Source organism: Oleiphilus sp. HI0086 (genome assembly GCF_001635225.1).
Genome location: NZ_LWFZ01000951.1, coordinates 1 through 18,895, shown reverse-complemented (window position 1 = coordinate 18,895; position 18,895 = coordinate 1). Strand labels below are relative to the sequence as shown.

Below are 18,895 nucleotides of genomic sequence, written 5' to 3'. Positions count from 1 at the left end.
CCAGAACCTGGTCCACCGCCACCGTGAGGTGTTGCAAAGGTCTTGTGCAAGTTCATATGCAGCACGTCAAAACCCATATCGCCCGGGCGTACTTTACCCAAGATCGCGTTCAGGTTCGCACCATCGTAATAAAGCAAACCGCCCGCGTCATGAACCGTCTTGGCAATCTCTTCGATCTGTCTTTCAAACACGCCGCAGGTCGAAGGGTTAGTCATCATGATCCCGGCTGTTTGTGGGCCAACTGCTTCTTTAAGCGCTTCCAGGTCAACATCACCGCCTGACTTTACAGGGATCTCTTTTACCTTATAACCACACATTACCGCTGTAGCAGGGTTTGTCCCATGAGCTGCTTCTGGAACGATAATTTCAGTTCTTCCAAAATCTTCACGTGCTTCGTGATAGGCTTTGATCATCGCAACACCGGCGAATTCACCTTGTGCACCGGCCATAGGGCTTAGTGATACACCCGCCATACCCGTCACTTCTTTAAGTACTTCCTGAAGCTCATAGACACATGACAAGTAACCTTGGCTATGCGACTCAGGCGCTAAAGGGTGACGAGATATAAAACCCGGCAAACTCGCTGCACGCTGCGCACCTTTTGGGTTGTACTTCATCGTACAAGAGCCCAAGGGATAGAACTGAGTATCTATCGAGAAATTCTTGCGAGACAAGTTAGTAAAGTGTCTCACAGTTTGTAATTCAGATACCTCTGGCATAAGCGCCGGCTTTTGACGTAGCAATTCCTGAGGAATCGTGGTCGCCTGGCTATCGGCTTTAGGAGGTAATTGCGCCGAAGCTGTTCTGCCCTGACTACCGTTTTCAAAAATCAACATTAGGCTTCTCCTCCTGCTAGCGCCCGGCTTAACGCGTTAGCGAATAAGTCCAGGTCGGCATCATTTTTCACTTCAGTCACACACACTAGAATACAGTTCTTCAAAGCATCAAAGTGTTGCTCAAGACCATAGCCCGCTAACACGCCCTGCTCAGCCATGCTTTCAAGTACTGCATCAGCATCGTTATCGACCTGTACAACCAGTTCATGGAAGAAGGCTTCGCCATTCAGCACTGACACTCCGTCAATTGCTTCAAGCTTAGCGCGCAATTTTTGAGTATTTTGATGACAAGCCATCGCTACCTGAGAAAGGCCCTTGTAGCCCATCAAAGACATATAAATCGTTGCTGCTGTAACCGCCAAGCCTTGGTTGGTACATATATTGGAAGTCGCTTTAGAACGGCGAATATGCTGCTCGCGTGCCTGTAAGGTCAGGGTAAAACCTTCTTTACCTTCCAGATCGACAGTACGACCAATAATACGTCCTGGCATTTGGCGAACCAGCTTTTCTTTACAACAGATAAAGCCAAAATACGGGCCACCCGATGCCATAGGAATACCCAATGGCTGACCTTCACCCACGGCGATATCGGCACCCTTATCTCCCCATTCACCAGGAGGCGTTAATAGCGCTAAAGCTGTCGGATTAACGACGCCAATAACCAACATGCCATTTGCCTGGCCCCAGTTGGTTAAAGCATTCACATCTTCCAACGAGCCAAAGAAGTTTGGCTGAGGAATTATCAAAGCGGCATAGTCTTGGCCAGCAAAGCTTTCTAACGCTGCACTATCAACGGCAAGCGCTTTATCGTCCATTGGCAATACATCAATGGAAATTCCCTGGTTGCTAACAATGTCATCAACCACTTGCTGGTATAGAGGATGTACGGTACCTGCGATCAGAGCCTTTTTGCTCTTGGACTTTCTGTTGGCACGAATCGCCATCAACACGGCTTCAGCTAGGCCCGATGCTCCGTCATACAAGGAAGCATTAGACATATCCATCGCCGTAAGCTGGCACATCATGCTTTGGTATTCATAGATTAGCTGCAAAGTCCCTTGGCTTGCCTCTGCCTGGTAAGGTGTATAGGCAGTCAGGAACTCACCACGCATCGTCACATCCCACACAGCAGCAGGAATATGATGTTCGTAGGCACCGGCACCAATAAAACATAGCGCACCTTCGTCTAATTGAGCACGCTCGCTCATTAGCCGCATCATTTCCATTTCGCCTAAACCTTCAGGCACACCATTCAGTGGTTTGGCTCGTAAGTGAGCTGGAATTTCATCAAACAGGTCATCGACTTTGTCGACACCAATAACATCCAACATCTTCTGGATATCGTGTTCCGTATGAGGAATAAAAGGCATTACACACCCTCTTTGCAGCGAGTTCCCAAAGCATTCACTCAGGAACTTAAAAAATAAAAACCTTTGCCGACTTGCTTCACCGAAATTGCACGATCTAAACAAGTATCACAAAGGTCTGAAATAATTAGCTGGCAAATGCTATCAGTTACCAGCTGAAACACTAAGTTTCTTAGTGCTCTTCTGCTTCACAAATTTCTTTGTATTCGTCAGCAGACAATAAGCCTTCAAGCTCTTGAGGATCAGAGATCTTCAATTTGAAGAACCAGCCATCATCATAAGGATCGCTGTTAACCGTTTCAGGCGAATCTTCCAAGCCTTCATTGGTTTCTAGAACCGTTCCACCAACAGGAGAAAAGATATCAGATGCTGCTTTAACTGACTCGACAACACCGGCTTCTTCACCTGCTTCAATGACTGCATCAACTTCAGGTAATTCAACAAATACCACGTCGCCCAGTAGGTCCTGTGCATGATCAGTAATACCTATAGTAACGGTTTCGCCATCTTCTTCCAGACGAACCCACTCATGGCTAGATAGATACTTCAATTCTCCAGGGATAAGACTCATGTTTTGCAATCCTCAAACTAAATAACAATTAAATCAAATACTAAAATAGTGAATAAATTTATTCTGGCAAGTTCCTGCTACATTTAAGCAACAAGCACGAGCTTTTTACTCGAATACTTTTTTACCATTACGAACAAAAGGCGGGCGCACCACTCTAACGGGCACCTGCTTTCCACGCATATCGACAGCACAACTATCTCCCGTCGCAGCAGGTACTCGCGCCAAGGCAACCGAGTAGCCAAGTGTAGGTGAAAAGCTACCGCTAGTAATTTCACCTTCGCCAACACCTTCAACAATTACTTTCTGATGGCCACGTAATACACCGCGTTGCTCAAGCACCAAGCCTACCAATTTGCTCGATACGCCCTGCTCTTTCTGCGCAAGTAGCGCTGCTTTCCCAATGAAGTCCCTGTCTTCTGAGAAAGATACTGTCCAGCCCATAGCAGACTGAAGCGGCGTTACAGACTCATCCATATCGGAGCCATATAGGTTCATACCTGCCTCAAGACGCAGTGTGTCTCGGGCACCCAGGCCACATGGTTTAACACCCGCTTCAACCAAAGCTTTCCAAAAGTCAGCAACAGCATCGCTTGGCACCATGACTTCCAAACCGTCTTCACCGGTATAGCCGGTGCGACAGAACATCCAATCGCCAGCTTCCAAGCCTTGGAACACTTTTAAACTATCGATAAGCTCGGCATTATCAGGAGAAGCCTGCTTAATGTTCTGTATAGCTTCGGGGCCTTGAATGGCCACCATGGCTAACTCGGGGCGCTCAATCAATTCCACATCAAATTTTTCAGCCTGCTTGTTCATCCAAGCCAGGTCTTTTTCTCGCGTACCGCAATTAACCACTAGGCGATAGTCTTTAGGCATACGATAAGCAATCAGGTCGTCGATCACACCACCCTTCTCATCCAACATGCCACTATAGAGTGCTTTGCCTGTTTCTTGCAGCTTGTCGACATCGTTCGCTAACAAATAACGAAGATAGTCACGAGAGTCTTTACCCTGTACATCAACAATTGTCATGTGCGACACATCGAACATACCCGCGCTTTGGCGCACAATTTTATGCTCTTCAATTTGAGAGCCATAATGCAAAGGCATGTCCCAGCCACCAAAATCTACTATCTTGGCACCGGAATCCTGATGCACCTCATATAATGCGGTTTTTGAGCCCAAGAGCATTCTCCGAGAAGTTAGGAATAAATAGAGTAAAATTAGAGCGGCATTTTACCTGATTGACTGGGGAAAAAACCACCAATTATTTTATAAGGCATAAATAGCGACGATTCGCTGACTATAAAAGAAAGTATTGCAGGGAAGGCAAAACCTTTTCAAAATCACAAAATGCATGATCACCACCGGCCTGAACCCAGAGTTTAGCCTTAGGCAGACATGCTAAAGCCTGTGCGAAATCCAAGACCTCATCTCCGGTTTGCGTCATGATATAAACATTATCCGAACTGACCAACGAAGCATTCTGCTTAGGGCTTAGTTCCAAAGACTTTAACTCATCCATATGTGAAGGTAATACAGTGTAGGTTTCGCCAGAGTAGTAGTTAGTATTCTCACCTAGATAATCAACGAGCAGTTCGTAAGGCTTTAAAGCAGGGTTGATCAAAACTGCCTTCAGAGAGGAGCCCGGCAAAGAGTACCTCTCAAGCAAGTGCATACTGTAATAAGCACCAAGCGAGCTACCAATGAATCCGAGCAGATTCTGTACACCAATGCTTTCAATCAGCTTGTCTACCAGAGCAATCGCTTCGCGTGGCGATGGGGGGAGTTTTGGAATTTCTAAACGAAGCCCAGGGCATTGTCGCTCAAAATAAGCCTTGCATAACTGGGCTTTGTGAGACTGTGGTGAACTATTGAAACCATGTAAATAAATAACAGACTTCAATAGCCATTACTCTCGAGATCTAAATTAAACTGAAAATCTTCAGCTCTTGAAACTTTTGACTCTAAACGACCGTCGTCAAATAACTTTAGCCATCGGTAACCAGGCGCTATCGCTTCTACACCAAAATCATGGGACTTCGGAGTAAATTGAATACAGGTTGAAGGCGTCGCCAGCAGCTGAACACCTTTACGCGTTTCAGAAAACTCTTGATGAATATGCCCCCAGAGTACCGCTCTGACATTGTCATAGCGGTCAACGATATCGAAAAACTGATCTCGATTATGCAAACCAATCTTATCCAGCCAGGTACTGCCGATATCAACCGGATGGTGATGAAAGCTAATTAAGGTATGAAGATCGGGGCGTTCAGACAAGCACCGCTCTAGAAAGGCTAAATCATCATCTCGTAACATGCCATGTACGGCACCTGTTACAGACGAATCTAATAAAATAATTTGCCAATTGCCAACACGTAGCAAGCGCTCCGTCTCGACCCCGTGACCCAAGGCCTCAGCCATAATGCCACGGTCATCATGATTCCCAGAGAACCAACGGCTGGGAGCGTTAAAGCCTTCAATTTGAGTTTGGAAGTAGTGATAGGCTTCAAGACTTGCATCCTGTGCAATATCGCCCGTCGCCAAAACGTAATCCGGGCTTGGACAAAAGCTCGCAGCTATATCAGCTTCAACTTTATCAAGCACCGCAACAAGGCTTTCGCGTGTCACCACACCAAGCAAGTCACTTTCAGCATCCTTTGTGAGGTGGCAATCACTTATTTGAAGGAGGTTAATCACAGCGCCCCCTGCACTGACATGACTCGACATTTTCGTTCGGCTCTTTCTGTTATCTAAATCGCTGATCTGACAATCTCAATTCCAATTTGACCCGGCACACTGAGACTCACTCCTTCAGAGAACCGATCTGCAATACGCTTTATCCATAGATTCACTAAACTTTTCGCAGATTAACTAGATAAGTTAGCTCAATATTGCAGTTTGGAAATGATGATGACGCTTTGTTTTAGTGTTTTCATACTAAGGTATGAATTTTTTGTTACGCGCGTCTCAGATATTAGCGTTAATAAAGACAAACAGTCTGATAAGACTTTCACACTTTCTGATGGGTAAACGGACTCTCGTCGCAACATCCATAAGAAATACAGAAATTCAGCCATTCCGTCAGAAAAGTATTCATCTGACTTTTTTCATCGGGCAAGTGCATTTTTTGATTTGGGTAGATATTTACACCCTGAGCTAACTGGCGGCCATCGCGAGCTATCACTTCAGCGACACCCGCATCATGATATAAACGCACCGTAAGCTTGGGGTTGTTCACCCACTTCCCTGCCGCTGCGGTTTGTTCAAGCAAAAAAGTATCGGTATATTTACAAGACTCAACAAGCGTCATATGTACTTGCCCAACGTAAGACATGCCGTTATGTAAGCTGAAGCGAATCCGTTCAACATCGCCCATCATTCGAATCAAACGAATTAGGCGGTTATAGTTGCTTTCAAAGGTCGCGCCAAGCTGAACCAAGTCGGGGACATACTTTTTACGCATTAAAATAATACTCTCCCCTTAGTCTAGCGCCACTGCTCTCGCAAGCGTTCCCGGTTTAAGGCCAGCCATTGAAGCCCCATAATAGCGGCAGCATTGTTAATGGTGCCATTTTCGACCAATTTATAAGCTGCTTCAAAGTCTAGGCAGTGTACCTTGATATCTTCATCTTCTTCAGCAAGACCAAACACGCCACCAACACCTTGAACACTGACTTTAGCACAGTAGAGATAGACCTTCTCTGTAGTGCCGCCCGGCGAGACCAAGTATTCACAAATTTTTTCAAGTTCGCCTAATTCCAGGCGCGCCTCCTCTTGCGCTTCTCTGCGTGCAACATTCTCCGGGTGCTCGCCCTCATCATTCATCCCTGCAACCAACTCCAGCAACCAGGGTGATTGATCCTCGAGTATTGCGCCCGGCCTGAATTGTTCCAGCAGCACAACTTTGTCTTCCATTGGGTCGTAGGGAATAACGCAAGTGGCATCACCCCGAATAAACAATTCACGACTGACTTCCCGGCTCCAGCCACCATCAAACAAGCGATGTTTCAGGGTAACCTTTTCCATGCGAAAGAAGCCTTCAAAGCAGGACTCACGGCCAATTAGCTGATAATCTTCTTTGCCATATTGAAGCTTGATCGTCGACATTATTTCTCCTTTCAGCTCGAACTGAGGCTAGCGTTTTTCGAACTAAATATACTGTTTTTGCGATTTATTGAGGGACATACAAACATCTACATGCTGCACAAGACAGGTATTTGCGCCAAGGAAGTCTAGAGTTCTTCATATAGATTGTCCATAATGAAACCATCGAGCCAAAGCTTATTTTCAGCCTTAGGTTCCTATACCGTACGCCCGATCAAAGAGGACACTATGAAGCACACATCAAAGCTGCTTATTTCAACCTTTCTTTCTTGCATGACGCTGCCATTTATTGCGTCGGCACAAAGTACCGACCTTTTAAGCCTATATAAGAAAGCCGAGAACTATGACGCAGAGATCTTTGCTGCTCAGTCAGCTTATTTGGCCGAACAAGAAGGCCAAAAAATTGAATTTGCAGGTCTACTACCCACTGTCAATGCAAGAGCAAGCTTAAGCCATACAAACTCAAATGGCTTAAGCTCAAGCGACAATAGCTACAAGCAAAAAAACTATTACTTAAGTTTATCTCAGCCACTATTGAACTTACCTACCTGGCACTCAGTAAGCGCTAGTGAACAAAGAACCCTGCTAGCTCAAGTCGATTACCTTACTGCTCAGCAAAATTTAATCCTTAATGTCGCAACAGCCTATTTCAAAGTACTAAGAGAGCAAGAAAACCTGCGCTCTGACCACTCTCAGGAAGCAGCTGTAAAGCGCCAATATGAACAAGCCAAAGAGCAGTTTGATGTTGGCTTAATCGCGATTACCGATGTTCACGAAGCTAAAGCATCCTATGATGCATCGCAAACTGCACGAATTAGATCTGAGGGCAACCTGACCATCGCCCTGGAAAACCTTTCGCGAATTACGGGTGAGTATACAAACGAGCTACATGGCCTTAATCCTGACTTCCCTATTGCCATGGATACAAGCATTTCTGCAGAAAAATGGCTTGAGTCCGCACAAAACCACAATCTAGGTATCAAGATTGCTCACTACGCTTATAAGGCAAGCGAAGCACTTCTAAAGTCAAAGAAAGCAGCTCATTTACCTACCGTCAGTCTGGATGCCAATTATAGCAATTCTGCCTTCACCAATTACTATGCAGCTGGCAACGATGATAGTGAGAGTAGCGAACTAGCCATTACACTTAACATGCCACTGTATTCTGGTGGCGCAACACAGGCGGGTGTTCGCCAAGCTCGCCATCAGGTCGCCGAGGCAAAACACAATCTGACCTTAGCGCAACGTCAGGCGAAAATAGAAACACGTACCGAGTTTATTAGTCTGAAAACCAACATTCAGACAGTTGAGTCACTTCAACAAAATATCGTTTCTCGTGAAAGTGCTTTAGAAGCAACGCGTGAAGGTTACAAGGTAGGTACTCGAAATATTGTTGAAGTACTTGATGCCGAGCGTAACTATTTCACTGCACTTCGTGACTACGCGAATGCTCGCTTCGATTTTGTAGAAAGTAGCCTACGCATAAAACGCGCAGCGGGAACCTTAAGTGTTAAAGACATTGAAGCTCTGAACGCCTGGCTATCGCCCGGCCAGTAAGCTCTAGCTTTCTTCAAGCAAGGGCTGCAGGTGGTCAACAACACGTTTCACCGCTCCCTTGCTAGCCTCAACTTTCTGCAATGCATTTTGCCCCATTTCCTGAGCCCGTTCCGGGTTTGAAAATAGCATTCCGAGCGACTCGAGCAACGCGAGTTCATCTGCCACAATTTCCATACCCTTGGCTTCGACCAGTTGATGACAAATAGCTTCAAAATTAAAGTAATGGGGGCCAATTAAAATCGGCAACCCCAAAGCGCCTGGCTCAATCGGGTTATGGCCACCAATTTCGGTAAATGAACCGCCTATTACCGCAACCTGAGCTGTCGCATAAAAATCCATCAACTCCCCCATGGTATCCACCACAAATACTTCTGCATCGCTGGGAATTTTTTCAAATTCGCTTCTTCGTGCGGTGTTAAAGCCTTGCTTATTTGATTGCTGAAAAGCACTTTCGAAGCGCTCAGGGTGCCTAGGCACTAATACCAGCAAGGCATCGGGAAAGCGCTGCCTCAAACGTTCATGCACTTTTAAAACCAGCTCGTCTTCGCCTTCATGCGTACTCGCCGCGACCCAAATCTTAGGCTTAGCGGGTAAATTTGCGCTCAGGTGAGCGGCTTTTTTAACATGACTATCTTCCACGTTCGTATCAAACTTTACGCTACCCGTTACAAAAATCTTTTCCTTTGCGATATCTAGTGATTCAAATCGTGAAGCATCATTTTCGTACTGGCATAGCACGAGTGACAGATCATTCAACATCCAACCAATAGCGGGTTTCAAGCGTCGGTAGCCTTTTGCTGAGCGCTCTGACAAACGCGCATTAGCGATGACAACCGGGCAGTTTCTTCGCATCACCTGGTGAATCATATTTGGCCAGAGTTCGGTTTCCATAATGATCAGACATTCAGGTTTTACCCGGCGCAAAAACGCCTTCACCATAAAGGGAATATCGTAAGGTGCATAGACATGAAACACATCACTGCCAAAGCGCTTTCTAATTTGCTCGGAGCTGGTTGGCGTCATACTAGTGATAACGATATCTCGGTTTGGAAAACGCCTTTGAATCTCTCGAATAATTGGCTCCGCTGCTAGCACTTCGCCTACGGACACAGCATGCACCCAAATACTTCTATTCAGCTTTGGCGCATTAAAAAAACCAAAACGCTCCATTTTTCTGGCCTTATATTCTGGCGCCTTAAATCCTCGCCATAAAAGCTTCAGATAAACAAATGGCATACAGAGTGCGAAAAGAATTGTGTAAACTAAGCGGAACATAAGCGCCTTTCGAAAAATTCAAAAGACGCAGTATAGACGATTAGCAGCGCTTCTCACATCACTTGATGAGAGAGCGCTTCCGAGGAAAACGATATCTATGTCAAGCCAATCTAACACGAGAGCTACCCGACCTTTGATGGTTTGGGTCTGTCATGATGGGCGGGCCGGACACATCAGTCAGCTAAAAGGTCTAACTAAAGCGCTTGCCCGCCAGACTAATATCGAAGAGCTCTGGCTAGACAGCCAAACACTGCAAGTCGGCTTTCGAGGATTGTTACTTCCCACAAAACAGGATAACAGCCCGGACATCATCATTGGCGCAGGGCACGGCACTCACAAAAGCCTGCTCATGCTCGCCCGGACCCACCGCGCCAAAAGCTTTGTCATTATGAAACCCAGCCTACCGCTGCCGCTATTTGATGGCGTCATTTGCCCCGAACATGACGGGCTAGCCAATAGTGAACGGGTCATGACAACGCAAGGGCCTATCACAAAGATTTCACCCCCACCAAACACGAAACGAACACAACACCTTATGATGATCGGCGGCCCTTCTAAGCACTTCGTATGGGACGAGTCGAATTTGATTAAGCAAATCCAAGAAATTTGCGACACCCGCCGGGAAGTTTTATGGCACTTGAGCGACTCGCCACGAACACCGCTAAGCTTTATCGACAAGATTTCAAGTTTCGAAATAGCAAACCTAAGCTGTCACCGGTATCAAGATGGCAGTTTTGGCCCAGTAGATGAAGCACTTCAGTCCAGCGCTTTTACTTGGGTAACACCTGACAGCATGTCAATGCTCTACGAGTCCTTAACGTCAGGCTCGCCCACCGCACTATTAGAGCTGCCAATGGTATCGAAATCAGAAAAGAAGCGAATTTGCATGCATATCAACAGACTCACCTCTAGCGGCAAACTTATCGACTTCGGTCAATGGCAAAGCAATAAGAAAGCACAGTTTTATCCTGACTTACCAGCAAGCCTTGACGAGGCTTCGGCAGCTGCCACCTGGCTTTTGAAACGATACCAACAACTTTCTCTTACTGCGCAAACCACAGGGCAAGCATGAGACAAAAAACGATATTACAAGTTTTGCCAAGCCTGGTTTCTGGCGGTGTCGAAACAGGCACTTTAGACCTCGCTCAAGAACTGGTTGAGCAAGGCTACCGTTCATTGGTTGTTTCTTCTGGCGGCCCTATGGTTAAGGCGCTTGAACAACAAGGGTCGAAGCATATCGAGCTCCCCGTTCACAGCAAGAACCCCATACTTATGTGGTGGAACAGTAGAAAGCTAGCAAAGCTGATAGAAACGCAGAAGATTGACCTAATCCATGCTCGCTCTCGCGCTCCAGCCTGGAGCGCCTTATGGGCATCAAAACAAAGCAACATTCCCTTTGTCACCACCTTTCATGGTGTCTACGGTCACCAGAATGCTCTCAAGCGCTGGTATAACAGCGCCATGCTTAGAAGCCAGCATGTGATCGCTGTTTCTAAGTTTGTACAACAGCATATAGAAGAGGTCTACCCCACCTTCAACACTAAGACCAAGCTGATTTTTCGCGGCATCGACCTGGATAGGTTTGAGCTGGAAGAAGCTCAGCTCGCTGCGAAACAGCTCAAGACAGCATGGTCAGTCCCTGAGGGGAAAAACATTATCATGCTGCCTGGAAGGCTAACTCGAATTAAAGGCCATCAAGTACTAATAGAAGCACTGGCTAAATTGCCCCATCGTAACTTTTACTGCTTGTTCGTTGGCGACGAGCCTGGAAAAGATGCATATAAACAAGAACTGGAAGCCTTGATCGCTGAAAAAGGTTTGCAAGCTCACGTCAAGTTAACCGGAAACTTCGACAACATGCCAGCAGCCTATGCGCTGGCTGATCTGGTAATTTCAGCCTCCGTCAAGCCGGAATCCTTCGGTCGTACTGCCTGCGAAGCTCAAGTGATGCAACGCATGGTAGTTGCTACAAACCACGGAGGTAGTCAGGAGACAATCTCCCCTCCCTATAAAAGCCTGATGTGTAAACCTCGCGACTCCAGTTCTATGGCGGCGGCTATTGAACGAGCCCTGGCATACAGTAAAGACGAACGCACAAGGCAAGGCATTGAAGCGGCAGCCTTCGTCAAAGAAAACTTCTCTCTTTCACAAATGTGCCGAGACACCATCGCCCTGTATGAATTAGAATTGTCTTAGCTAGAACGCCACCCAAACGATTCAAGGAACTTGAAATCATGCCGAATATAGAGTCCTCTCAAAACGGCCAGCATTATTGGCTCTATGATAGTGAATGTTTTTCGGACATATCCAGCGAGCTCTTTGAATCAGGCTATTGGAAAAAGCTCAATGCCGTTAATGGACAAGAGTCTGGACGTGGAACAACCTGGTTTATCCAACACAAGTCTCATTCACTGGTGTTAAGACATTATCTGCGCGGCGGCATGATGAGTAAAATCAGCAACGACCACTACCTTTTTAAAGGCTGGCAAAAGAGTCGTTCTGTCAGTGAGTTCAATATCTTGAGTTTACTCAATCAACAAAACTTGCCGGTTCCCAAGCCTGCTGCCGCACAGGTAGTCAAAAGAGGCCTATATTATCAGGCAGACTTACTGACACACCGCATTCCTAATGCACAAGACTTACTGCAAGTACTCAAACAAGTACAAAGCAAAGACTTCTATTTCACATTAGGCGCTTTAATCGCAAGATTCCACAAAGCGGGTGTTTATCATGCTGACCTGAACATTCAAAACATTTTGCAAGATGAAGAGGGCTTATTTTGGCTCATCGACTTTGATCGCGCCAAAATGTTAAAGCCAAAGCATGCCTGGAAAAGCAGTAATCTGAAGCGCTTAAAACGCAGCTTTGAAAAGGAAGTAACAAGGCATGGGATAAAGTGGACTCACAATGACTGGAATTATTTGATTGAAGGCTATTCTCAATAGCAGCGTTAAACCAATCTATGGGTTAAGCTTACTATAAGCCTTACGCCCGTCTATCGTCATCCCTTTAAAGCGTTTGTACTCCCATTGGTATTGTTCGGGATGACTTTCGATACATGCTTCAACTGAGCGATTCAATGCCGCGACGGATGTAGCGATATCGTCACTATATATCTCAGGATCAGCTGGTTTGAACACCATATCAAAACCATCCCCTTTGGGACGGCGAATCGCACACAAGCTCACGACTTCACAGCCAGTGCGGCCAATCAAGCGAGATACAAGCTTTACCGTATTAGCCTCTATTCCCATAAAAGGAGCATTAACACCGCCCGTTCCGCCTGGCACCTGGTCTGGCAGAATACCAACCATCCCCTGATCCGAGAGGATAGAAAACAAACGAATAACGCCCCGCCTATTGGTTGGCACTAACTCAGAACCATGACGACCTCGCACCGAAGACATATATTCTTCCAAGGCTTTTATTTTAGGCGGTTTGTATAGAGCAGCCATCGGTCGAAGCGTTGATAAATACAAACCAACTAGCTCCCAATTTCCATGATGAGGCGCCAATACAATCGCTCCTTTACCCTTTTCAAATATCGCGTCAAGGTGCTCTTTACCTTCAACCGAGCGAATTAAATTCAAAGTCTTTTCAGTGGGCCATTCCCACATCACTCCAAATTCGGCAAATAACATACCGGTTTCAAGTAGACTGCGCCGTGTTAGCTCTCTCTGGTCGCTTTCTGATAGCTCGGGATAACAATGCGAGATATTTTCTTTGGTGACACGTGTGGTCTCGGAGTCGCCCATCCATAGAATCCGACCAATAAAACGACCGAGAGCCTGGGCTTTGCTTAAACCAAGGCTCGCTAAGAATTTAAGGATATAGACTACTAATTTGGCTCTAAAAGCTTCCATTATTCACTACTTGATAATTAATCACGGTGCTAATTTTAGAGCATTAAGCCAGGAAAATCTTGCTTAAATATCACTAGGCCACGAAGACTTTTTGCCAAATCTCCGTTACCTTGCTGCATGTTTCAGCATAATCAGCGATCGTTGTTTTATCCGCCTCATCAGCCAAGCTATTTCGATGCAAACCAGAACGCAGCTCCCGATAGGATGCACTCAGTACGGATAAATCAATGCCTTCAAAACAATCCAGCTTCTCTAAAACCTCTAATATGCGAATATTATCGGTCCAGTCCATCAAGCTAGAATCTTGGTGCGCGAAGTTCAACACGCCAAACTGGGTGATAAATTCGATATCCACCAGACCACCATCACCTTGCTTGATACTTCCCGCTTTGGCGGCAGCCTTCATTTTTTCGCGCATAGCTTTAACTTCTGCCCTAAGCTCAGCTTCATCTCTGGGTGCTGCCAGTATGTCTCGTCGAACCAGATTAAAATTTTCGATAAGCTTTGGGTCACCCGCAATACCACGCGCCCTAACTAAAGCTTGATGTTCCCATGTCCAAGCATCATTTTGCTGATACTTTTTGAACGCAGCTAGCGACGACACCAACATTCCAGAATTGCCCGAGGGACGCAAACGCATGTCTGACTCATACAGCATTCCTTGCGTTGTCTGAGCTGACAGAATATGAATTATTCTCTGCCCTAGACGCATATAAAATACCTGATTATCAATCGACTTTGGCCCCGATGTCACGCCATAGTCATCAGCGTCATAGAGAAAGACCATATCCAGGTCAGAGCTATAACCTAACTCCAAGCCACCTAGCTTCCCGTAACCAATTGCGGCAAAACCTTCGCCAGCAATCCCTTTCTCGTCACTGCTTAAACCACTTGGCACACCGTGTTTAACGACTAGATTATGCCATGCGATGGCTAAAGACTCTTCCAGAAGGACTTCGGCCAACCATGTTAAGTAATCACTTACTTTCATTAAAGGCAAGTGTCCACCTAACTCCGATGCAGCCACACGCAACATATGAGATTGTTTGAAAGTTCGTAGGCAGTTCATTTGAGTTTCCAGATCATCCTCTGGAATTCTCAACATTTGCTGCCTTAGCTCATCTTGTAATTGCTCTCGATTCGGTGGATGGAATAGACTTCGGGCATCCAGCAACTCATCAAGAATAACCGGACTTTTAGCAATATGTTCAGACACCCACGGGCTTTCTGAACATAAGCGGCACAACTGCTTAAGCGCTCCTGTATTCTCATACAATAGAACAAAGTAAACTGAGCGACCCAGTATCGAACTAACAAGCCCCAGCATGCGCGCCAATGTAAGCGACGGCTTATTGGTTTCAGCAGCTTCATCCAGCAATAGGGGCAGAAAAGTCTCAAAACGCTGCCGTGCTTCTGGTGACATCAAGGTAAACAAGCGATGCTCTCGTAACTGTTCCAAATCACTAACACTCTGTGCAGGCGACTCATAACCTGCCTCTTGGAACATTGGCTGCAAAAGCTGTGAACGCTCTTCAGCCAGCCAAGCTGCCAACCAAGCCCTTCCTGCTTCCTCCTGATCACCATCTTCTTCAGGGTCATGCAGAAAATCGGCAAAGCATTGACTCACCGCTGAACGATGCTCATTCAGCTCTGCCTCTAAACTTGGCCAGTCTGAATAGCTCATCGACCAAGCAATACGCTGACGGCTCTCTTCTGATTCTGGAATTAACTGGGTTTGTTGGTCTGCCAAGCCTTGTATCGCATGCTCCAAATTACGCAATAGTCGATAGGCAAGTAATAAAGTATCGACCCATTCCGAGGGTAAATATTCATTTTCTTGCAATGTACGATAAACGCTTACCAAGCCCTGCTGCTGGAGGCGTTCGTCTCGGCCACCATGAATCAATTGGCAGGCCTGGGCAATAAATTCGATCTCTCGAATGCCGCCATCACCCAGCTTAATATTTTGCTCTCCACCTTTGCGGTGCATTTCAGCCATAATCATACGCTTCATATCGCGCAAGGCTTGCACAGAGGTAAAATCAGCATACTTGCGGTAAACAAAAGGGCTAATAATATCCATTAAGGCCGCGCTGGCTTCAGGGTTTGCGTCGGCATTAACGATACGCGCCTTGATCATGGCATAACGTTCCCACTCCCGTCCCTGGTTGTGATAGTAGTCTTCAAAGGAAGCGAAGTTCATCGCCAATGCGCCACTATCACCATAAGGCCGCAAGCGCATATCGACACGGAATACGAAACCCTCAGAGGTCATGGCATCCAAAGCATTGATGAGCCTTTGCCCCAGGCGCGTGAAGAAGAGCTGGTTTTCAATTGGCTTTTTGGCGTGATCGGTCTCACCAGATTCAGGATAGGCAAAAATCAGGTCGATATCGGAAGATACATTTAATTCATAAGCGCCATGTTTGCCCATCGCCAACACCAGCATGTGCTGAGGGATAGGTGCACCGCCCTCTTTTGCTCTAGAAAAAGGGGTGCCATAACGCTCGCAAAGCTGTTTGTATAAGACATCCAAAGCAACTTCAACCGCTGCATCGGCCAAAGCACTTACGTCCGAAAGTGTTTCTTCCAGCTCTACCAAGCTTAAGAGATCGCGCCACATAAGCCGCGTCATTTCATAGCGACGAAATACTCGCAGAACTGACATCAATTCAGCTTCATCATTGACTGCTTTACAGCGTGAACTTAAATCGCGCTTATATTGCCCTTCCAACTTTGAAGTAAACAGTGCTGAATCGCTGCCCGACCACTCATGCAACCATTCAGGGTACTTTAAACTGGACTCTCTAACATAGTCGCTGCGCGACCATACATCCAAAATGCTCTGAATAAAGTCTTTTGACCAAGGGCATTCGAGCGTTTCCCAGCGAATATCTTCCAAACATGCTTCGCCAACATAATAAGCACTCAACTCTTGCCAGGCGTTACGTAGACTTGCTTGAATAAACCCCGGAAACTGATTAATTACATTCTCAACTTGGGTACCGATTGCGATGTTAGCACTGCTCATATAGATAGCTCTCAATTTTCGATATTGTTATCTGAGAAAAGTAACGCAGCGAGCATGTCAGCTCAATGCGCTTGATCAAGTATGTCTGAAATACTTAGCTCGCTGCCAATAAAGAATAGCCTCTCTCGGCTTTACTCGTGTCAGACGCTTTCAAGTGAATAGCTTGCCCCAATACGGCTGCCAAACTTTTTAGCGCTTCAACCTCACCCGACATTAGCTCTAGCTCAATTTCTTTGATTGGCAGACACTTACCTTTTGACAACACCTCGCCCTGGTCAAAAGCTAATTCAATTTCGCTACCCTGCCATTCAATTAATACCTGATGCCTAACAAAGTTCGTCTCAAACACCGCATTTAAACTTTCCAAATTCATTCCTTCCGGCCAAACATCCAAGCCCTCTAGAAGTGAAATATCTAGCTTGTTATCCGCCAATTCCCATTCCCATTCACCACGTTCACTTAGACCGCTTACCGACTTCCCCTTGGTCTTCAAGGTTTGAATAAAAGCATCGCCTTTTTTCCGAACCCGCAAAGCCATTCGATGCTGGTTCAATATCTTATCAGGCGTATCATAGTAAATATTCTGCAAAGGCTTTCGCTGCAACTCAAGCACAAACCCCTGATTGCTCAAACACGCTTCCAAGCTCTCAAGCACAGCAAGACTTTCACCCACAACACTAAGTTTTAGTTCAATTTCTTTCGGCACAAAACACCTTATCGTTTGATTTACATAAATTTCAGGCAAAAAAAAGCCGGTGAAAGTCACCGGCTTTTTAGAGCTTAGTTCTAAACTTACAACTTAGAAGCTGTAGTTAGCGCCGATAGCTAGTACGTCAACATCCGCACCATCAACACCACCAAGGTCAGTAGACGTTGTGTATTCTAGAGCTACAAACAAATGATCTGTTACATTATGAAGAGCTTGAAGCGCAATTGTCGCTTCGTCTTCTGCACCATCATAAGACTTCATACCATAACCTAGAGCAAACTGGTTCTGACCCATTGTGTACATGCCCTGCAAACCAATGTAATCAACTGTATCTGACATGCTTTCGTAACCAAGCATTACAGTAATATCATCCATTGAGTAAGTAGCACCTAAACCAATAGTATCTTCTGCTTCAACACCAGCTTCTTCGCGACCCATAGAGTATGCAAAAGCAAGTTCAAGGTTATCCATAGCGTATTTAGCAGCTAAAGCACCAGCGAATACAGAGCTGCTTTCAACTGGCAAAGTTACACCAACAGTTAAACCGTCAGCAATCTCAGGAGAAACATATTGTAGGTTCTCAACTTCGCTATCTGCAGCCAATTCGCCTTCTAAGCCAACAAACTCAGAAGTGTCTGTTACGTCTACCCACTCATATACTGTGTCATCAACACCGTATTGAACAGAACCGAAGTCACCTTTAACACCAACATAGATTTCATCAGACTGGTTGATACCAGCTGTAGTTTCGTCTGCGTCGAATTCAAATTCTACTTTAGCAAAAGCAGTTACGCCTTCAGAAACCATGTGAGAGTGAGTCAAACCAAAAGTAGAGTCACTATCCATTACAGCGTTGGCAGTATTTCCGTCAGCATCTGCATGTACATATGCAACATCGATATCACCGTAGAATTCAATACCTTTATCTGCTGCCATTACACCAGTAGATAGAGTAGCTGCTGCTACAGCTGAAGCGATCAGGGTCTTTTTCATTTCGTCTTCCTTTTTTCTGTTAAAATTTTAATGAGAGTCAGGCTCATCCTGGAATCTCGTTAAATATACTTAGCGATTAAATTATTATTAGTTATGCCGTTAATACAGCACCGTTAATACAGCACAGTCTTCCGGCCGCCTATATTATTTATAAAATATGTCAGAAATGTGTCAAAAATCAATTCTTCAGACATGTTCCCAACATAAGTTTCATCTTATATCTGCCAATTACTTAACAAATTAAAATGTGTTTTATCTTTCCTATCAACATATTAAGACAAGTTTGAGCACTAAGGCACGTTACAGCTTGTTAAGGTTTAGACCTGAATGATCTAGATCAAAAACACCCAAGCCTTATTTAATGCCAAGCAAAACTTACTTCACTTTTATATGCGTCATTGCACTTGCAATAAAGATATACCAGTCATTCTCTAGTGGTTAACCAGTACAAACAATATCTTACAAGTCCTTTTTAAAATTAAGCTTAACTATTATTTAGCAGCAAATAAACAAAAGTACAAAAAATAATTACATTTTTCTCGCAAATTAGCCGTTTTGCACCAAAAAAGCTCAAAATCCACTAACA

17 protein-coding genes are annotated in these 18,895 nt (G+C 45.5%); 4 read left to right on the top strand and 13 right to left on the bottom strand.

The features are described from left to right. The 8 genes from gcvPB to A3756_RS17025 all read right to left on the bottom strand — a co-directional run. Nucleotides 1-836: aminomethyl-transferring glycine dehydrogenase subunit GcvPB (gene gcvPB, locus A3756_RS17060; RefSeq protein ID WP_156490551.1), on the bottom strand; the 836-nt coding region annotated here is incomplete at its 3' end. Further along, nucleotides 836-2,206, bottom strand: a complete 1,371-nt coding sequence (gene gcvPA / locus A3756_RS17055) for an aminomethyl-transferring glycine dehydrogenase subunit GcvPA (protein ID WP_068508148.1) — start codon at nt 2,204-2,206, stop codon at nt 836-838. The genes gcvPB and gcvPA, both read right to left, overlap by 1 nt. A gap of 169 nt (nt 2,207-2,375) precedes the next feature. Continuing rightward, nucleotides 2,376-2,774: a glycine cleavage system protein GcvH gene (gene gcvH, locus A3756_RS17050; protein ID WP_068508150.1), complete on the bottom strand. Its 399-nt coding sequence runs from the start codon at nt 2,772-2,774 to the stop codon at nt 2,376-2,378. Between the two features lie 105 nt (nt 2,775-2,879). Then, on the bottom strand, nt 2,880-3,959 hold the full coding sequence (gene gcvT, locus A3756_RS17045; RefSeq protein WP_068508169.1) for a glycine cleavage system aminomethyltransferase GcvT: 1,080 nt from the start codon (nt 3,957-3,959) through the stop codon (nt 2,880-2,882). Nucleotides 3,960-4,077: 118 nt separating this feature from the next. Beyond that, on the bottom strand, nt 4,078-4,680 hold the full coding sequence (locus A3756_RS17040; protein WP_068508152.1) for a YqiA/YcfP family alpha/beta fold hydrolase: 603 nt from the start codon (nt 4,678-4,680) through the stop codon (nt 4,078-4,080). Then, entirely contained in the window at nt 4,677-5,504 is an 828-nt protein-coding gene (gene cpdA, locus A3756_RS17035) for a 3',5'-cyclic-AMP phosphodiesterase (protein WP_068508155.1), read from the bottom strand. The genes A3756_RS17040 and cpdA overlap by 4 nt, the downstream gene beginning before the upstream one ends. Nucleotides 5,505-5,787: 283 nt before the next feature. Continuing rightward, entirely contained in the window at nt 5,788-6,240 is a 453-nt protein-coding gene (locus A3756_RS17030) for a DUF1249 domain-containing protein (RefSeq protein WP_068508158.1), read from the bottom strand. A 23-nt stretch (nt 6,241-6,263) separates the two neighbouring features. Then, nucleotides 6,264-6,884, bottom strand: coding sequence for an NUDIX domain-containing protein (locus A3756_RS17025; RefSeq protein WP_068508160.1), 621 nt, complete (start codon nt 6,882-6,884; stop codon nt 6,264-6,266). 225 nt (nt 6,885-7,109) lie between these two features. On the opposite strand from A3756_RS17025, the gene A3756_RS17020 reads away from it, so the two are divergent. Beyond that, a complete protein-coding gene (locus A3756_RS17020; protein ID WP_068508171.1) occupies nt 7,110-8,438 on the top strand; it encodes a TolC family outer membrane protein in 1,329 nt (442 codons plus the stop codon). Between the two features lie 3 nt (nt 8,439-8,441). Here A3756_RS17020 and waaA read toward each other — a convergent pair whose 3' ends face one another. Continuing rightward, nucleotides 8,442-9,713, bottom strand: a complete 1,272-nt coding sequence (waaA, locus tag A3756_RS17015) for a lipid IV(A) 3-deoxy-D-manno-octulosonic acid transferase (RefSeq protein ID WP_068508161.1) — start codon at nt 9,711-9,713, stop codon at nt 8,442-8,444. A gap of 97 nt (nt 9,714-9,810) precedes the next feature. On the opposite strand from waaA, the gene A3756_RS17010 reads away from it, so the two are divergent. The 3 genes from A3756_RS17010 to A3756_RS17000 are packed head-to-tail and all read left to right on the top strand — an operon-like array spanning nt 9,811 to nt 12,658. Next, complete coding sequence (locus A3756_RS17010; protein WP_068554042.1) at nt 9,811-10,785, top strand: ELM1/GtrOC1 family putative glycosyltransferase; 975 nt, start codon at nt 9,811-9,813, stop codon at nt 10,783-10,785. Beyond that, on the top strand, nt 10,782-11,909 hold the full coding sequence (locus A3756_RS17005) for a glycosyltransferase family 4 protein (RefSeq protein WP_068510249.1): 1,128 nt from the start codon (nt 10,782-10,784) through the stop codon (nt 11,907-11,909). Before A3756_RS17010 ends, A3756_RS17005 begins: the two co-directional genes overlap by 4 nt. Before the next feature lie 38 nt (nt 11,910-11,947). Then, a complete protein-coding gene (locus A3756_RS17000) occupies nt 11,948-12,658 on the top strand; it encodes a 3-deoxy-D-manno-octulosonic acid kinase (protein WP_068510247.1) in 711 nt (236 codons plus the stop codon). Nucleotides 12,659-12,673: 15 nt separating this feature from the next. Here the strand turns inward: A3756_RS17000 and A3756_RS16995 are convergent, their stop codons facing one another. From A3756_RS16995 to A3756_RS16980, 4 genes are all read right to left on the bottom strand, one after another. After that, nucleotides 12,674-13,576, bottom strand: a complete 903-nt coding sequence (locus tag A3756_RS16995) for a lysophospholipid acyltransferase family protein (RefSeq protein WP_068510241.1) — start codon at nt 13,574-13,576, stop codon at nt 12,674-12,676. A 73-nt stretch (nt 13,577-13,649) separates the two neighbouring features. Beyond that, nucleotides 13,650-16,607 carry a bifunctional [glutamate--ammonia ligase]-adenylyl-L-tyrosine phosphorylase/[glutamate--ammonia-ligase] adenylyltransferase gene (gene glnE, locus A3756_RS16990; protein WP_082865324.1) on the bottom strand — a complete coding sequence of 986 codons (2,958 nt, stop codon included), beginning with the start codon at nt 16,605-16,607 and terminating at the stop codon, nt 13,650-13,652. Between the two features lie 94 nt (nt 16,608-16,701). Beyond that, complete coding sequence (locus A3756_RS16985) at nt 16,702-17,313, bottom strand: CYTH domain-containing protein (RefSeq protein ID WP_068510239.1); 612 nt, start codon at nt 17,311-17,313, stop codon at nt 16,702-16,704. 93 nt (nt 17,314-17,406) lie between these two features. After that, entirely contained in the window at nt 17,407-18,309 is a 903-nt protein-coding gene (locus A3756_RS16980; protein WP_068510236.1) for a porin, read from the bottom strand. Nucleotides 18,310-18,895: the final 586 nt, after the last annotated feature.